The sequence below is a fragment of the Saccharothrix saharensis genome, from assembly GCF_006716745.1.
In the GTDB taxonomy this organism is placed as follows: domain Bacteria; phylum Actinomycetota; class Actinomycetes; order Mycobacteriales; family Pseudonocardiaceae; genus Actinosynnema; species Actinosynnema saharense.
The window spans coordinates 5,914,125-5,929,099 of the sequence record NZ_VFPP01000001.1 but is presented as its reverse complement, the minus strand read 5'-3'; the positions used below and the strand labels follow the sequence as shown (position 1 = coordinate 5,929,099).

General features: G+C 71.7%; 14 protein-coding genes. 7 read left to right on the top strand and 7 right to left on the bottom strand.

Annotation, left to right across the window (positions count from 1 at the left end):
* Nucleotides 1-66 precede the first annotated feature (66 nt).
* The gene (locus FHX81_RS26700; protein ID WP_170232182.1) at nt 67-600 is read left to right on the top strand and encodes a DUF3558 domain-containing protein; all 534 of its coding nucleotides are present in this window, start codon (nt 67-69) and stop codon (nt 598-600) included.
* 6 nt (nt 601-606) lie between these two features.
* Here FHX81_RS26700 and FHX81_RS26695 read toward each other — a convergent pair whose 3' ends face one another.
* Genes FHX81_RS26695 through FHX81_RS26675 form a run of 5 tightly spaced genes read right to left on the bottom strand, consistent with a single transcriptional unit; the run spans nt 607 to nt 8,095 of the window.
* Nucleotides 607-2,673, bottom strand: coding sequence for a glycoside hydrolase family 36 protein (locus FHX81_RS26695; protein ID WP_141980792.1), 2,067 nt, complete (start codon nt 2,671-2,673; stop codon nt 607-609).
* Nucleotides 2,670-3,533 carry an ABC transporter ATP-binding protein gene (locus tag FHX81_RS26690; RefSeq protein WP_141980791.1) on the bottom strand — a complete coding sequence of 288 codons (864 nt, stop codon included), beginning with the start codon at nt 3,531-3,533 and terminating at the stop codon, nt 2,670-2,672. Before FHX81_RS26690 ends, FHX81_RS26695 begins: the two co-directional genes overlap by 4 nt.
* Complete coding sequence (locus tag FHX81_RS26685) at nt 3,530-5,371, bottom strand: dipeptide/oligopeptide/nickel ABC transporter permease/ATP-binding protein (RefSeq protein ID WP_246107985.1); 1,842 nt, start codon at nt 5,369-5,371, stop codon at nt 3,530-3,532. The genes FHX81_RS26690 and FHX81_RS26685 overlap by 4 nt, the downstream gene beginning before the upstream one ends.
* 17 nt (nt 5,372-5,388) lie before the next feature.
* On the bottom strand, nt 5,389-6,378 hold the full coding sequence (locus FHX81_RS26680) for an ABC transporter permease (RefSeq protein ID WP_141980790.1): 990 nt from the start codon (nt 6,376-6,378) through the stop codon (nt 5,389-5,391).
* A 28-nt stretch (nt 6,379-6,406) separates the two neighbouring features.
* Nucleotides 6,407-8,095: an ABC transporter substrate-binding protein gene (locus FHX81_RS26675; RefSeq protein WP_141980789.1), complete on the bottom strand. Its 1,689-nt coding sequence runs from the start codon at nt 8,093-8,095 to the stop codon at nt 6,407-6,409.
* Between the two features lie 156 nt (nt 8,096-8,251).
* On the opposite strand from FHX81_RS26675, the gene FHX81_RS26670 reads away from it, so the two are divergent.
* Nucleotides 8,252-9,523 (top strand): ROK family transcriptional regulator, encoded by a 1,272-nt coding sequence (locus FHX81_RS26670; protein WP_141980788.1) that lies wholly within the window; start codon nt 8,252-8,254, stop codon nt 9,521-9,523.
* A 25-nt stretch (nt 9,524-9,548) separates the two neighbouring features.
* Here FHX81_RS26670 and FHX81_RS26665 read toward each other — a convergent pair whose 3' ends face one another.
* Together FHX81_RS26665 and FHX81_RS26660 are read right to left on the bottom strand one after the other, a co-directional pair.
* A complete protein-coding gene (locus tag FHX81_RS26665) occupies nt 9,549-10,181 on the bottom strand; it encodes a ThuA domain-containing protein (RefSeq protein WP_211363571.1) in 633 nt (210 codons plus the stop codon).
* A 36-nt stretch (nt 10,182-10,217) separates the two neighbouring features.
* Complete coding sequence (locus FHX81_RS26660) at nt 10,218-10,877, bottom strand: TetR/AcrR family transcriptional regulator (protein WP_141980787.1); 660 nt, start codon at nt 10,875-10,877, stop codon at nt 10,218-10,220.
* A gap of 75 nt (nt 10,878-10,952) precedes the next feature.
* Between FHX81_RS26660 and FHX81_RS40775 the strand changes: the two genes are divergently transcribed.
* The 5 genes from FHX81_RS40775 to FHX81_RS26635 all read left to right on the top strand — a co-directional run bounded on the left by FHX81_RS40775 (nt 10,953) and on the right by FHX81_RS26635 (nt 14,974).
* Complete coding sequence (locus FHX81_RS40775; protein WP_170232181.1) at nt 10,953-11,711, top strand: MSMEG_6728 family protein; 759 nt, start codon at nt 10,953-10,955, stop codon at nt 11,709-11,711.
* Between the two features lie 24 nt (nt 11,712-11,735).
* Entirely contained in the window at nt 11,736-12,179 is a 444-nt protein-coding gene (locus FHX81_RS26650) for a DoxX family protein (RefSeq protein WP_141980786.1), read from the top strand.
* Between the two features lie 92 nt (nt 12,180-12,271).
* Nucleotides 12,272-13,111 (top strand): SDR family oxidoreductase, encoded by an 840-nt coding sequence (locus FHX81_RS26645; RefSeq protein WP_141980785.1) that lies wholly within the window; start codon nt 12,272-12,274, stop codon nt 13,109-13,111.
* A gap of 132 nt (nt 13,112-13,243) precedes the next feature.
* A complete protein-coding gene (locus FHX81_RS26640) occupies nt 13,244-13,675 on the top strand; it encodes a YciI family protein (protein WP_141980784.1) in 432 nt (143 codons plus the stop codon).
* Between the two features lie 54 nt (nt 13,676-13,729).
* The gene (locus FHX81_RS26635; protein WP_141980783.1) at nt 13,730-14,974 is read left to right on the top strand and encodes an RNA polymerase sigma factor; all 1,245 of its coding nucleotides are present in this window, start codon (nt 13,730-13,732) and stop codon (nt 14,972-14,974) included.
* Nucleotide 14,975 lies beyond the last annotated feature (1 nt).

The following is a 14,975-nucleotide window of genomic DNA, read 5'->3' as shown; positions in this document are numbered from 1 at the left end:
GGGGCGAGGACCGACCGGAACGCCGGCGGCGCGCCCTCCCGCCCTGACCGACCGGGGAACGACCCAGTGAACCCTCGCACCACGCTGGCCGCCGTCGCGGTCCTGCTCTCGACCGTCGCCTGCGGCGGACCCGCCGAGAGCCCGGCCGCCCCGACCTCCGGCGGTTCGGCGCTCCCCACCACCGCGCCCGCGGTCGGGCCGTCGCGGGGCGGCCCGCTGGACGGCCTGGACCCGTGCGGCCTGCTCACCAAGGCGGAGGCCGAGCAGATCACCGGGGCGCAGACCGCCGAGCCGGTGGTGGAGCAGCTCGGCGCGGCGCGGGTGTGCACCTTCTCGCCGGAGCAGGCGCTGCTCGGCGTCGGCATCCGGACCACGTCCGGCCTGGACCAGGTCCAGTCCAACGGCAACGTGGTGCGGGAGCTGGTGGTCGGCCGGCACCAGGCCAAGCAGTCCGTGGGCGCGACCGGCAGCTGCGGGATCTTCCTCGGCGTCACGGCGTCGTCCCGGGTCGACGTGGTGCTGAACTCGGGCAGCCCGACCGAGGACCCGTGCCCGTTGGCCATGCGGGTCGCCGAACTGGTCGAGCCCCGGCTGCCCTGACGCCGGTCAGGAGCCCAGCCGCACGACCACCGCCGAAGGCGTGCCGCCGCTGTGGGTGGCACGCAGCACCCCGCGTTCCGCGTGCCACTCGAAGGCCCACTCCGGCGACACCACCGGGAACACCGGCGACACCACGACGCCCCGGCCGCGCAGGTGCGGCACGGGCAGCTCGACGTCCGGCGGGGCGTCGGGCAGCCGCCACGCGGTCACGTAGCTGTTCGCCGCCGCACGCAACCCCTGCGCCACCCACGGACCGGTGCGGTCGGTCAGGCCCAGCGGCCAGAACGGGACCGAGGCGGCGATCTCCGGCCGCAGTCCCTTGTGGACGGTCACCGCCTCGCGGACCAGAGCGCGTCGCCCGTCGTCCATCAGGTCCACCCGCCCCGCCAGGTAAAGCCGGCCCAGCACGCCGGTGGCCAGCGTGAACGCCGCCTCCGCGGGCGTCATCCCCGGCTGCGCGCAGGCCCAGTTCCCGGCCTGCTCCGGCAGCACGGACGCGGGCGCGGCGGCGGCGATCGGCGGGTACAGCAACGGGTTCTGCTGGTCCGAGGTGGACTGGACGTGCAACCGCGACAGCATCGCGTAGTCCATCCGCATGGCCCCGGACGCGCAGTTCTCCAGCAGCAGCCCGGGGTGCCGGGCCAGCAGCGCGTCCAACCAGGCCAGGTGCGCCCGGTTGTGCCGGAGCAGACCGTCACCGGGCGCCACCCCACCGACGTCGGTGCCCGCGCCGGGCATGATGTTGTAGTCCAGCTTGATGTAGCCGATGCCGAACTCCTCGACCAGCCGGTCGACCACCTCGTCCACGTGCCGCACCGCCGCCGGGTGCCGGAAGTCGAGGTGGAACCGGCCGTGCTCGCCCACCCGCGCGCCCTGGCGCTGGAAGAAGGCCTCGTCCGGCAACGACCGGGCCATCGCCGACCGCACGCCGACGACCTCGGGCTCCAACCAGATGCCGGGCACCATCCCGCGCGCCCGGACGTGGTCGGCGACCTCGCCGAACCCGCCGGGGAACCGGGTCCGCGACGGCCGCCACTCGCCGACGCTGTCCCACCACCCGCCGTCCTCGTCGTACCAGCCGGCGTCGACGCAGAAGTAGTCCGCGCCCACCGAGGCCGCCGCGTCGATCAGCGGCAGCAGCTTCTCCGTGGTCGGGTCGCCCATGAGGGTGTTCATGTAGTCGTTGAAGACCACCGGCAGCTCGGGCGCGCGCCGGTTGCGCAACGTCGCCCGCCGCTGCCGGGTCAACGCGCCGATCGCCTCGTCCACGCCGCCGGCGGCGATCGCCACCGACACGGGCACGGTGGTGAAGCCGTCGTCCTCGGACACCACGCGGCCCCACTGGTGCTCACCGTCGCTCGGCCCCAGCAGCGCCAGGTACGCGCCGGCGACGGTCTCCCCCACCTCGAAGTGCCACGCGCCGTTGTGCTCGATCTGCCACGCGAGCGCCCAGCTGTCGTCCCGCGCCACCAGCACGCCGGTGGGCAGGTGCTCGCCGGTGGACCACGAGCTGCGCGACGTCAGCGCGAACCGGCTGCGCGACGCGTGGTCGTGCACGGTCGGGTCCATCGCCACCAGGCCGGCCTCGCGCAGCGGCGTGCGGTGCCAGCGCGACTCGGCGACCCAGTCGGAGTCGGCGTGCACCAGGTCCACCTCGTCCACCGAACGGCCCGAGTCCACCAGGAACGCCCCGGTGGACAGCGACGTCACGGCCTGGAGCTGGACCGGCTCGCCCTCCACCGCCACCTCGGTCCACGTCCGCACCGCGGGCACGCCGGCGACGCCCTGGAACACCGACGTCACCACCAGCCCGCTCACCGGGTCGTGCTGCACGACCCGCAGCTCGTCCGCGGACGCGCTGTGCGAGCGGTAGCGCAGGCGCGCTCCGATCGTGGTGTCGGCGTAGCGGTGGCTGCCGGGGAACCGACCGTGCCCGATGGCCTGGACCTCGACCAGCGGCACGCCGACCCCCTCGACCGGCCCGTCGGGGCGCAGCGAGAGCAGGCTCACCGGCCGGTCGTCGCCGTGCGTGAGCAGCAGCCTGATCGCGCCGGTGGACCAGGTGACCGTCATGTGGCGACTTCCTCCCACGCACCGGTGTTGTGGTCGAACGCGGCGGCGGCCCCGGCGCGTGCCACGTCGGCCGGGTCGATCTCCACGGCCCGGCCGCGCGCCTCCGGGTTCGGCGCGGCGGAGGCCAGGATCCTGGTGTACGGGTGCTGCGGGTTGAGGATGACCTCGTCGGCCGGTCCCCGTTCGACCACCCGCCCCTTGTAGAGCACGAGGATGTCGTCGGAGAAGTGCCGGGCGGTGGCCAGGTCGTGCGTGATGTAGAGGACGGCCAGGTCCTCCTCGCGCTGCAACCGGGCCATCAGGTTCAGCACGCCCAGCCGGATGGAGACGTCCAGCATCGACACCGGCTCGTCGGCCACCACGACCTTCGCGCCCGGCGCCAGGGCCCGCGCGATGGCCACGCGCTGCCGCTGGCCGCCGGACAACTCGTGCGGCCTGCGGCCGGCGATGTCGCGGCCGGGCAGGGACACGCGTTCCAGCAGCTGCACGACGTCCTCCCAGCCGTGCGGCTTGCCGTGCAGCTTCAACGGCCGGACGAGGTGGTGCTCGATGGTGTGGAACGGGTTCAACGAAGCGAACGGGTCCTGGAACACCATCTGCACGTTGTCCCGGTACTCCCGCTCGGGCACCTTCGCGCCGTCCGGGCCGGTGAGCCTGATCGCGCCGCCGCTGGGCTTCTCCAGCCGGGCGATCATGCGGGCGATGGTGGACTTGCCGGAGCCGGACTCGCCGACCAGCGCGACCGTGCGGCCGGGCGTGAGGGTGAACGAGACGTTGTCCACCGCGCGCAGCCGGACCCGGCGCAGGCCGACCCGGACGTGGAAGTCCTTGACCAGGTCGCGAGCTTCCAACGTGGTCATCGGACGCCTCCGGACGGGGTGGGCTCGCCGGACTCGCGGACCGGCGTGAGCTGCTCGCCTGAGCGGACGAACGAGCCGCGGTCGCCGGTCAGGCTGGGGAACGAGTCGAGGAGCCGGCGGGTGTAGGGGTGCTCGGGGTTGTCGAACATGTCCTGGGCGGCGCGGTACTCGACCACCTCGCCCTCCTTCATCACCGCGATGCGGTCGGCGAGTTCGAGCAGCAGCGGCAGGTCGTGGGTGATGAACAGGACGGCGAAGCCGATCTCGTCGCGCAGTCGCAGGATCTCCCGCAGGATGCCCCGCTGCACGACCACGTCCAGCGCGGTCGTCGGCTCGTCCATGATCATGACCTGGGGGTCGAGCAGGAGCGCCATGGCGATCATCACGCGCTGCCGCATGCCGCCGGACAGCTCGTGCGGGAAGGAGCCGAGCCGCCGCACGTCCACGCCGACCAGTTCGAGCACCTCCTCGCACTTGGCCCTGCGCTGCGCCTTCGTCATCCCCGGGCGGTGCGTGGTGAGCACGTCGTCCAGCTGCGCCCGGATCGAGATGACCGGGTTGAGCGCGTTCATCGCGCCCTGGAACACCATCGACAGCTTCGACCAGCGGAACGCCCGCAGCTCGCCCGGCGTCAGCGCCAGCACGTCCACGTCGCCGCCCTCGCGGTCTTGGCCGGAACGATCATGAAACGTGACCGAGCCGGTGGTCACCTCGGCGGGCGGGCGGTGCAGCCGGTTGATCGCGTAGGCCAGGGTCGTCTTGCCGCAGCCGGACTCGCCCGCCAGGCCCAGGATCTCGCCCCGGCGCAGGGTGATCGACACGTCCTTGACCGCGTGCACCGGCTTGTCCACCTGGTAGACGACGGACAGGTCGTTCACGGTGAGCACGACGTCGTCGTCCGCGGGTGGCACGGGCGCGGGCGTGCGCACGGCTTCCGCCGTCGCGCGGCGGGGGATGTCGCGCAGCTTGGGGTTGATGATCTCGTCGATGCTGAAGTTGACCAGCGCGAGGCCGCAGCCGAACAGGGCGATGATCAGGCCGGGCGGCACGAACCACCACCACGCCTCGCGTTGCAGCGCGAAGCCGTTCTGCGCGTAGTAGAGCATCGTGCCGAGCGTGGACGAGTTGGACGCGCCCAGGCCGAGGAACGACAGGCCCGCCTCGCTGAGGATCGCGTAGATCACCGAGAACACGAACTGCGAGGCCAGCAGCGGCAGCAGGTTCGGCAGGATCTCGACGGTGATGACGCGCCACGGCTTCTCGCCGGACACCTTGGCCGCGGCCACGTAGTCGCGGTTGCGCAGCGACAGGGTCTGGGCGCGCAGCACCCGGGCCGACGCCGCCCACCCGGTGATCGCCAGCACCACCGCGATCGTCCACGTGCCGCGCTGGTCGGCCGGCACGAACGCGGAGATGACGATCACCAGCGGCAGCCCTGGGATCACCAGCATCACGTTGGAGAACAGCGAGAAGGCCTCGTCGACGATCCCGCCGACGTAGGCGCCGACGATGCCGAACAACGCCGACAGGGCGGTCGCCATCACGCCGACCATCAGGCCGATGTAGAGCGAGCCGCGGGTGGCGTGGGCGAGCTGCGGCACGATGTCCTGGCCGGTCTGCGTGGTGCCGAGCCAGAACTCTCCGCCCGGCGCGGTCAGACCCATGTCGCGGATCGCGTTCGGGTCGCCGACCAGCAGCGGGCCGATCAGGCCGAGGAACGAGATCAGCCCGATCAGCACCAGGCCGACGCCGAGCTTGGGCGACCAGCGCGGCAGCATCGACCGCCAGCCGGCCCGCCCGCGCGGAGCATCGACGGTGACAGCACTGAGATTCGTCACGGTGTCCGTTCCCCTTCTCAGCCGCTGACGCGGGTGCGCGGGTCGATGACGGCGTAGAGCAGGTCGACCACGAGGTTCGCGCCGAGCACGGCGACCGTGATGACCAGGAAGATGCCCTGCATGAGGGCGTAGTCGTTGTTCTGCACGGCCTGCAGGAGCTTCGACCCGATGCCCGGGTAGGAGAACACCTGCTCGGTGATGATCGAGCCGGCCACCACGAAGCCGAGCGAGATGGCGAACCCGGCCACGGACGGCAGCACGGCGTTGCGCGCCGCGTACCTGATCATGATCCGGGAGTCGCGCAGGCCCTTGGCCTTGGCGGTGAGCACGTAGTCCTCGGCCGTGGCCGAGACCATCATGTTGCGCATGCCCAGCAGCCAGCCGCCGACCGAGGAGATCACGATGGTCAGCGCGGGCAGCGTGCCGTAGTAGATCGCCGAGCCGATGAACTCGGCGTTCCAGCCGGGCGAGAGGATCACGTCGTAGCCGCCCTGCAGCGGGAACCAGCCCCACGCCGAGGACAGCAGGGCGACCAGGATCAGCGCCAGCCAAAAGTACGGCACGGCGGCGAGCACGGTGGTGGCGGGCACCAGGCTGTCCAGCCAGGTGCCGCGCCGCCAACCGACGAACGTGCCCAGGACGATGCCGAACGCGAACGACAGGAACGTCGCGATGCCGACGAGCATCAGGGTCCAGGGCAGGGCCTCCGAGATGATCCGGGACACCGGCGCCGGGAACGCGCTCACCGAGATGCCCAGATCACCCCGGACCATGTTGCCCAGGTAGGACAGGTACTGCTGGAAGAGCGACTCGCCGCTGTTCGTGCCGAGCAGCAGCTCGTACGCTCTGCGGGCCGACGGGTCCACGGTTCCGCCGCGTTGCGCGAGCTTCGCCATGAGGATGTCCACCGGGTTGCCCGGCATGAGCCTCGGGATGAAGAAGTTCAGCGTCAGCGCCGCCCAGAGGGCGACCACGTAGAACGCGAACTTTCGGGCGTAGTACCTCATCGGTCCGCCTATCGCCTCACTCAGTCGTTCACTGGCCGGCCGGCTTGAGCTTCAGGTAGATCTCGGAGTGCTCGGGGCGCGCCCAGACGGCCGGGAACGAGTAGAGGTCGTCCTTGGTGGGCCAGCCGGTGAACTTCTTGGCGTTGTACTCGCTGGTGGTGCCGCCGGTCAGGACCGGGATGTAGGGCAGCGACTTCTCGATCTCGGTCTGGATGGTGTCGAAGTGCGGCTGGCGGGCGGCGTCGTCCTCGGGGTCGATGCCCTTCAGCGCGGCGAGCGCGGCGTCCACCGCGGGGTTGGAGAACCGGGAGAAGTTCGGGTTGGCCGTCTCGCCGACCTTCGCCGTGGTGGCGGTGCTGAAGAAGTAGGACGCGTTGTAGAACGGGTCGGGCGCCGGGCCCTGGTGCAGCGAGTCGATCAGCAGCTCGAAGTTGCCGCGGCCACGCGCGTCGGACCACTCGTTCCAGGACACCTGCTGCGCGGTCACCTTGATGCCGACCTTCTGCAGCTGCTGGGACATGGTGTCGACGGCGGTGATGTAGTCGGTCCAGCCGGCGACGACCTTGAGGGTCATGGCCAGCGGCTTGCCGTCCTTGGCGTAGATGCCGTCGCCGCCCTTGGCGTAGCCGGCGCTCTCCAGCAGCTGCGTGGCCTTGGCCTCGTCGGGCTGCATCGGCGCGGTCTTCTCCTGCAGCTCGCCGGAGATCTGGTCCTTGTCCCGCTCGAGGAGCGCGGCGCCGGGCGAGACCTCGCTCGCGGTGTTCTCGAAGGCCAGCGAGTTGATCTGGGTGCGGTTGACCGCGTAGTAGATCGCCTTGCGGACGGCGACGTCGGTCTGCGGCCCCTGGCAGCCCAGGGCGGCGTTGGAGCAGGTGAACAGGGCCACCTGGTTCATCGGGATGGTGATGGCCTTGTAGCCGGGGTAGTTCTTCTCGACGTTGGCGATGTCCGGGACGGGGCCGGTCTGCCAGTCGATCTGGCCCTGCTTCAGCGCGGCCTCACCGGACTGGTTGCCCGACAGCGCGAGGTAGCGGATCTTCTTCAGGGCGGGCTCGCCGGAGTGGTAGGCCGGGTTCGACTTGAGCGTGAACGCCTGGGCCTTGAACTCGTCGAGCATGAACGGGCCGGTGCCGACCGGCTCCTTGACGACGTCGGTCGCCGGGGTCGCGATGTCCTTCCACTTGTGCTGGGGGACCATCCAGATCCGGCCGAGGACCTGCGGGCCGTCCATGAAGGACGGCTCGGTGAACTTGATCGTCACGTGGGTGTCGTCCACGGCGGTCGCGACGCCCTTGTAGCCGGTGCTGTTCATGGTCGCGTTCTTGCTGACCATGTCGAGGGTGAAGACGACGTCCTCGGCGGTGAACTCCTGCCCGTCGCTCCACTTCGCGTCGTCACGCAGCTCGACGTCGAGCTGGGTGCCGTCGGCGTTCCACTTGAAGCTCTTGCCCAGGCGGGGTCGGGGCTCCACGTCGCGGATGTTGTTGAAGAAGAACAACGGCTCGAAGATCGTGCCCGGGCCCTCGAGCATCGTGGGCGAGTACGGGTTGAAGTTCAGCTGCCAGTCACCGGACTGGCCGGTGTAGACGACCAGGGTGTCCTTGTTCGCGTCACCCGACGAACTCGATCCGCCGCACGCCGTCGCCAGCAGGGCGACCGCGGCCAGACCGGCCGCCGCAGTGCGCGCCCGTGAGGAGCGCCTTGCCTTCAGGAACATCGTCGATTCCTCTCGTGGCCCGAGACCGGCCGCGGTCCCGCGTTGAGGCAGATTGTTAAGTCATCGAAGAAACGAAGTCAACACCTCTGCGTCATCTGCGGGTCAAGTTGCTATCCTTCGGCCGACGAATGAACTAAGGCGAACGCGGGGGACCACGTGAGCGGACCGGCGCGGGCGACGCAACACGCGAGCAGCAAGGCCGCCGTGCTGGACGTGATCCGCGCGGCCGGCACGATCAGCCGGGTCGGCCTGATCAACGCCACCGGCTTCACCGGCGCCACGATCTCGACCGTCGTCCGCAGGCTCATCGACGAGGGCCTGGTCGTCGAGACCGGGCGCGCCGAGTCCACCGGTGGCAAGCGGCGGGTGCTGCTCCAGCTCAACCACTCCTCCCGCTACGCCGTGGGCGTCCACCTCGACCACGCCGGCATCACCTACGTGTTGACCAACCTCGGCGGATCGGTGGTCGCGCGCATTTCGAGGGCGGGCGCGGGCGCGGCCGAGCCCCGCACCGTCGTGACGCGGATGGCCGCCGAGGTCAAGGGCCTGATCGACGGCGTCGGCGTCGACCACAACCGGGTGCTCGGCCTGGGCCTGGTCTCCCCCGGACCGCTCAGCTCGGACACCGGCATGGGCCTGACCCCGCCGTCCATGCGCAAGTGGGAGGACTTCCCGCTCGACCAGGAACTGGAGCGGGCCACGAGCCTGCCGGTGGTGCTGGACAACGACGCCACCGCGGCGGCGCTGGGCGAGCACTGGTCGGGCGGCATCGGCGGCACGGCCATCTCGGCGGCGCTCTACATGGGTACGGGCATCGGTGCGGGCCTGGTCATCAACGGCATCACCTACCGCGGCAGCAGCGGCAACGCCGGGGAGATCGGGCACATCTGCGTGGACGCCGACGGGCCGGAGTGCTGGTGCGGCGCGCGCGGGTGCGTGGAGGCGCTGGCCGGGCCCGCGGCCGTGGTCGCGGCGGCCCGCGCGGACGCCGACCTGGCCGGCGCGGCCGGGCTGACCGGACGGGCGCGGTCGGTGTCGTCGGACTTCGCCGCGGTGAGCCGGGCGGCGCGGCGGGGCGAACCGGCCGCGTCGGCGATCCTGGAGCGGTCGGCCCGCTACATCGCGGTGGCGGCGCGGACGTTGGCCAACATCATGGACCTGGAGGTCCTGGTGCTCACCGGGCCGAGCTTCGCCATCGCGGGGTCGGTGTACCTGCCCGTGGTGCGCGACGAGCTGAACCGCACCTTCTTCTCGCGCGCGGCGCACGGGGTGGACGTGCGCCTGTCCCGCTCGGCCGCCACGGCGTCCGCGATCGGCGGTGCCGCTCTCGTGCTGCAATCCGAGCTCGTGCCGCTGCACGAGGGCCTGCGGCTGCCGGAGAACCTGGCCGACTCGGAGCCCGCCGCCCTGCCCGCGTCGGGGGAGTGAGCCGACGGCCCGCGGGCTGCGCGCGTCAGCGGCGGGCGGCCCAGAGCAGGCCGCGTTCGACCAGCGTGCGGACCGGCGGCAGGTCGAGGTCGGCCGGGTGGTGGCCGATCGTGCAGGCGAAGACCCGGCCCGCGCCCCAGCGGCGGGTCCACACGGCGGGCACGGTCAGCGGGGCGTGCCACGGGTCGGCGGCGGCGAACGTGGTGGTCGCGTGCACGTCGTTCAGGCCGTCGGTGAGGACCCAGTACTGCTCGGTCCGCAGGTCGAACCCCTCGATGCCCGCCACGATCGAGTGAGTCGAGGTGATGTCCACTCGGTGGTCCACGAAATCACCTGGATGAGCGACGAACTGCCCACCGACCAACTGCATGTAGCCACGGGAGTGGCGGAAGGCGTCCACCAGGCCGCCGTGCCACCCGGCCAACCCCGTCCCACCCCGGACCGCCGCGTCCAGGCACGCGAACCGGTCGTCGGTCAGCTCGCCGTCGCTCCAGCACTGGACGACCAGGTCGTAGGAGCCGAGGCGTTCGTCGTACACGTCCAGCGAGTCCGACACGTCCACCGCGAACCCCGACGACCGCAGGAACGGCAGGAACGAGTCGGTCACCACCACCGGCGAGTGCCCCGGCCAACCACCGCGAACCACGAGTGCCTTCACGGGGTGGAACCCTAGGCCGTCCCGACCCGGCCCGGGTCAGGCACGGACGACGAGGCCGACCAGTTGGTTGACCAGGCCTTCGGTCAGCCCCTCCCGCACGAGTTCGCCCGCCGGCGGCCCGCCCAGCTCGCGCATCACCCGGGCCACCGCGTCGGTCGGGTTCGCGTGCGGCCACAGGCCGGCCGTCATGACCAGCACCGAGGTGGCGAAGTGGTGCGCGGCGGCCTCGCCCAGGACCGGCACCCGGGCCCGCACGAGGTTCGCCAGCCGGGCCTGGTGCTCGTTCGCCCGGCGCTTGACCACGCGCGCGAAGTCCACCGGGATGTTCCGCTCCAGCACGCCCGCCATGCCGCTGATCAACTCGCACAGCAACGGCCGGCCCGACAACGTCGCCGCCACCACCCGCGCGACCGCCTCGGCCCCGCCGACCGACCCATCCGGGCCCAGCGACCCGAGCGACTCCTCCACCTCGTCCAGCCACGCACCCAGTTCCCGGTCGAGCACCTCGAGGAAGATCGCCTCGCGGCTGTCGAAGTACCGCAGCACGTTCGACTTCGCGAGCCCCACCCGGTCGCTCAGCTCGCGCAGGCTGATCTGGGCGACCGGCCGCTCCCGCAGCATCGCGCAGGCCGTGTCGAGGATCGCGCGCCGCCGCTGCTCCACCTGCTCGGGCCGCCTCGCGCGCTGGAACTCCACCGCCGCAGGCTAACAGCCCACCGGTCTGTTGGACGTCACGCGCTTGACCGGCCGCTCCCGGGGTAGCTCGCTGGGGTGCAGACGTTCCTGCCCCGCGCCACCTTCGCCGCCAGCGCCGCCACCCTCGACTCGCGGCGGCTCGGCAAGCAGCGCGTGGAGACCTTGCAGATCCTGCGCGCCCTGGTTTGGCCCGACTACGGCTGGAAGCGGCACCCGGCGGTGCTGATGTGGCGCGGGTTCACGCCCGCGCTGGTCGCCTACGGCGTGGCCGTGTGCGACGAGTGGCGACGCCGGGGCCACCGCGACGGGCTGCGCGCCACCCTGCTCGACTTCACCGGCGGCGACGAGCCGTCGTGGTCGTGGTGCCTGGCCGAAGGCCTCCTGCCGCCCTGGCTGGGCGACGACGACCTGCACCTCAGCCACCGGTCCGCCCTCCTGCGCAAGGACCCCGACCACTACCGCCCGCTGTTCCCCGACGTCCCCGACGACCTCGACTACTTCTGGCCGGGGCCCGTGCTGCCCCTGGACCTGCCCGACACCGACGGCCTGGTCGCGTGCCGGGTCGACCGCCCTCCCCTGCCCGACGACGTCGACTTCCACGGGCCGCCACCGCCGCTCGACCACCGGCCCGGACCGTCGGTCGCCCGCGCGCCCACCGAGGCCGACCTGGCGGCCATGCGCGCCGAGGCGGCCGACCCGCACCGGGTCCGCTTCTTCCGCCGCGGCCAGCGCCTACCCGCTCCGACCAGCAGGTTCACCCTCCGGGTCGAACTCGGCGAAAAAACTTCCGCGGCCGTGTCGATCCGGCCGGGTCCCCGTTCGTCGTCCCAGTGAGACCACCGAGATGGGGAGCCCGAGATGACCACCACGACCGACACCCGCCGCGCCGCCGCCCACCCCGCCACCGCCGCCGCCGCCGCCAAGCGCAACGACCTGGTGCTCGCCGCGTTCCGCGTCGTCGTCTCCTTCCTGTTCGGCCTGCACGGCCTCCAGGGCCTCGGCTTCCTCGGCGGCGTCGACGGCCAGGGCGGCGCGGTCGCGTTCGGCTCCTGGCCGGGCTGGTACGGCAGCGTCATCGAACTGGTCGGCGCGGTCCTGGTGCTGACCGGGCTGGCCGCGCGGCCGGCGGCGTTCGTGCTCTCCGGCGTGATGGCCTACGCCTACTTCACCGTCCACCAGCCGGAAGCGCTGCTGCCGATGCACAACATGGGCGAGCTGGCCGCCGTCTACAGCTGGGTCTTCCTGCTGCTGGCCGTCCTGGGCCCCGGTGCCTTCACGGTCCAGCGCGCGCTGCGCCGCTGACACCCCCGCATCACGCCCGAAGGGCGCGCCTCCCACCCGGAGGCGCGCCCTTCGACGTGTTCAGGTCGGGCGCACCTGGGCACCCTGCGGTCATGGCCGAGACCCCCATCAAGTACCCAGGGTTGACCGACGACGTCCGTCCCACCCCCGACCACGGTGAGGAGACCTACCGCGGCACGGGACGGCTCACCGACAAGAAAGCCGTGATCACCGGCGGCGACTCCGGCATCGGGCGGGCCGTCGCGCTGGCCTTCGCGCGCGAGGGCGCCGACGTGCTGATCTCCTACCTGCCCGCCGAGGAGAAGGACGCCCGCGACACCGCGCGGCTCGTGGAGGAGGCCGGCCGCAAGGCGGTCACCGTCCCGGGCGACCTCGTCGAGGAGGCGCAGTGCTCGGCGGTCGTGGCGCGGGCGGTCGAGGAGTTCGGCCGGATCGACGTCCTGGTCAGCAACGCCGCCTACCAGATGGCGCAGGAGGGCGGCCTGCTCGACATCACCACCGAGCAGTTCGACCGCGTCATGAAGACGAACGTGTACGCGATGTTCTGGCTGTGCAAGGCCGCCGTGCCGCACATGCCCGAGGGCTCCTCGATCATCACCACGTCGTCCATCCAGGGCTTCCAGCCCTCCTTCCAGCTCCTCGACTACGCCACCACCAAGGCGGCGATCGTGAACTTCACCAAGGGCCTGGCGCAGAACCTGGTCGACCGGAAGGTCCGGGTGAACTCGGTCGCCCCCGGTCCGGTGTGGACGCCGCTCATCCCGGCCACCATGCCGCCGGAGAAGGTGGAGGACTTCGGCGAGCAGTCGCCGATGGGCCGCGCCGGGCAGCCCGCGGAGCTGGCGCCGCTGTACGTCTTCCTCGCCTCGGCCGACTCCAGCTACATCACCGGCGAGGTCATCGGAGTCACCGGCGGCTCACCCATCACCTAGAACCGCTGGTCAGGGGCTCGCGAAAAAATCTTGGAAAAACCTCGTCGCACGTGTCGATCCACGCCCCCGCTCGATCGTCGCGTCAGTAGCGGCCAGGATGTACCGGCCGACGAACGGACAGGGGAGAACGACATGCGTTTCATGGTGATCGTGAAGGCGACCGAGGACACCGAGGCCGGGGCTCAGCCGAGCGCGGAGATGCTCAACGAGATGGCCGCGTTCAACGAGGAGCTGGTCAAGGCGGGCGTGATGCTGGCGGGCGAAGGCCTGCACCCCAGCTCGAAGGGCGCGCGGGTCTACTTCTCCGGCGACAAGCGCACCGTGGTCGACGGCCCGTTCACCGAGACCAAGGAGCTGATCGCGGGCTTCTGGCTGATCGAGGTCAAGTCGCTGGAGGAAGCGGTCGAGTGGGTGAAGCGGGTGCCGAACCCGACCGGCGAGGAGTCGCAGATCGAGATCCGGCAGGTCTTCACCGAGGACGACTTCGTCAACGCCTCCGAGGAGCTGAAGGACCGCGAGCGCGAGCTGCGTGCCGAGCAGGAGGCACGCGCCTCGCAGGGCTGAGGGGCCGCCGTGCCGCTTGCCGACGCGCATCGGTAGCTGATCTGATCCCGGGTCGTGGTGGCTACCGATGCGCGTCGCGCGGTCGAGGCGGTGTGGCGGATCGAGTCCGCGCGCCTGATCGCCGGGCTCGCCCGGATGGTGCGCGACGTCGGCCTGGCCGAGGAGCTGGCCCAGGACGCCCTGGTCACGGCCTTGGAGCAGTGGCCGGAGCAGGGCGTGCCGCGCAACCCGGGCGCGTGGCTGATGACGGCGGCGAAGAACCGGGCCGTCGACCGGATCCGGCGCGAGCGCAACTACCAGCGCAAGCTGGAGCAGGTCGGGCGCGACACCGCGTTCGACCACGAGCCGGACGCCGGTGCCAAGGTCGGTGAGATCGACGACGACCTGCTGCGGCTGGTGTTCACCGCCTGCCACCCCGTGCTCTCGACGGAGGCGCAGGTCGCGTTGACGCTGCGCATGCTCGGCGGCCTGACCACCGACGAGATCGCCCGCGCGTTCCTCGTGCCCGAGGCGACCGTGGCGCAGCGGATCGTGCGGGCGAAGAAGACCCTGGCCAAGGCCGGTGTCCCGTTCGAGGTCCCGGCGGAGGACGAGCGGGACGCCCGGCTGGCGTCCGTGCTCGGCGTGATCTACCTGATCTTCAACGAGGGCTACTCGGCCACCGCGGGCGACGACTGGATGCGCCCGGCGCTGTGCGAGGACGCGGTGCGGCTGGCCCGCGTGCTGGCCGGTCTCATGCCGCGCGAGCCCGAGGTGCACGGTCTGGTGGCGCTGCTGGAGATCCAGGCGTCCCGGACCAAGGCCCGCGTCGGGCCGGACGGCGAACCCGTGCTGCTGCCGGCGCAGAACCGGGCGCGCTGGGACCAGCTGCTGATCCGCCGCGGCCTGGCGGCGTTGGCGAGGGCGGAGTCGCTGGGCGGCGCGGGCGGGCCGTACGCGTTGCAGGCCGCCATCGCCGCGTGCCACGCGCGGGCACGCGTGCCGGAGGACACCGACTGGACCCGCATCGCCGGGCTGTACGAGGCGTTGTCGCTGGTCGCGCCGTCACCGATCGTGGAGCTGAACCACGCGGTGGCGATCGGGATGGCGTTCGGCCCGGAGGTCGGGCTGGAGCTGGTGGACGAGCTGCTGGACGAGCCCGCGCTGAAGGGTTACCACCTGCTGCCGAGCGTGCGCGGCGACCTGCTGGTCAAGCTGGGCAGGCACGCCGAGGCCCGGGTGGAGTTCGAGCGGGCGGCCGGGCTCACCCGCAACGAGCGGGAGCGCAAGCTGCTGCTCGACCGCGCCGCGTCCTGCTGAC

Bases quoted from the DNA above. Each gene is read 5' to 3' on its own strand.
- FHX81_RS26680 (WP_141980790.1), bottom strand. From the start codon at position 6,378: ATGAGGTACTACGCCCGAAAGTTCGCGTTCTACGTGGTCGCCCTCTGG.
- FHX81_RS26675 (WP_141980789.1), bottom strand. From the start codon at position 8,095: ATGTTCCTGAAGGCAAGGCGCTCCTCACGGGCGCGCACTGCGGCGGCC.
- FHX81_RS26695 (WP_141980792.1), bottom strand. From the start codon at position 2,673: ATGACGGTCACCTGGTCCACCGGCGCGATCAGGCTGCTGCTCACGCAC.
- FHX81_RS26640 (WP_141980784.1), top strand. From the start codon at position 13,244: ATGCGTTTCATGGTGATCGTGAAGGCGACCGAGGACACCGAGGCCGGG.
- FHX81_RS26690 (WP_141980791.1), bottom strand. From the start codon at position 3,533: ATGACCACGTTGGAAGCTCGCGACCTGGTCAAGGACTTCCACGTCCGG.
- FHX81_RS26650 (WP_141980786.1), top strand. From the start codon at position 11,736: ATGACCACCACGACCGACACCCGCCGCGCCGCCGCCCACCCCGCCACC.
- FHX81_RS26645 (WP_141980785.1), top strand. From the start codon at position 12,272: ATGGCCGAGACCCCCATCAAGTACCCAGGGTTGACCGACGACGTCCGT.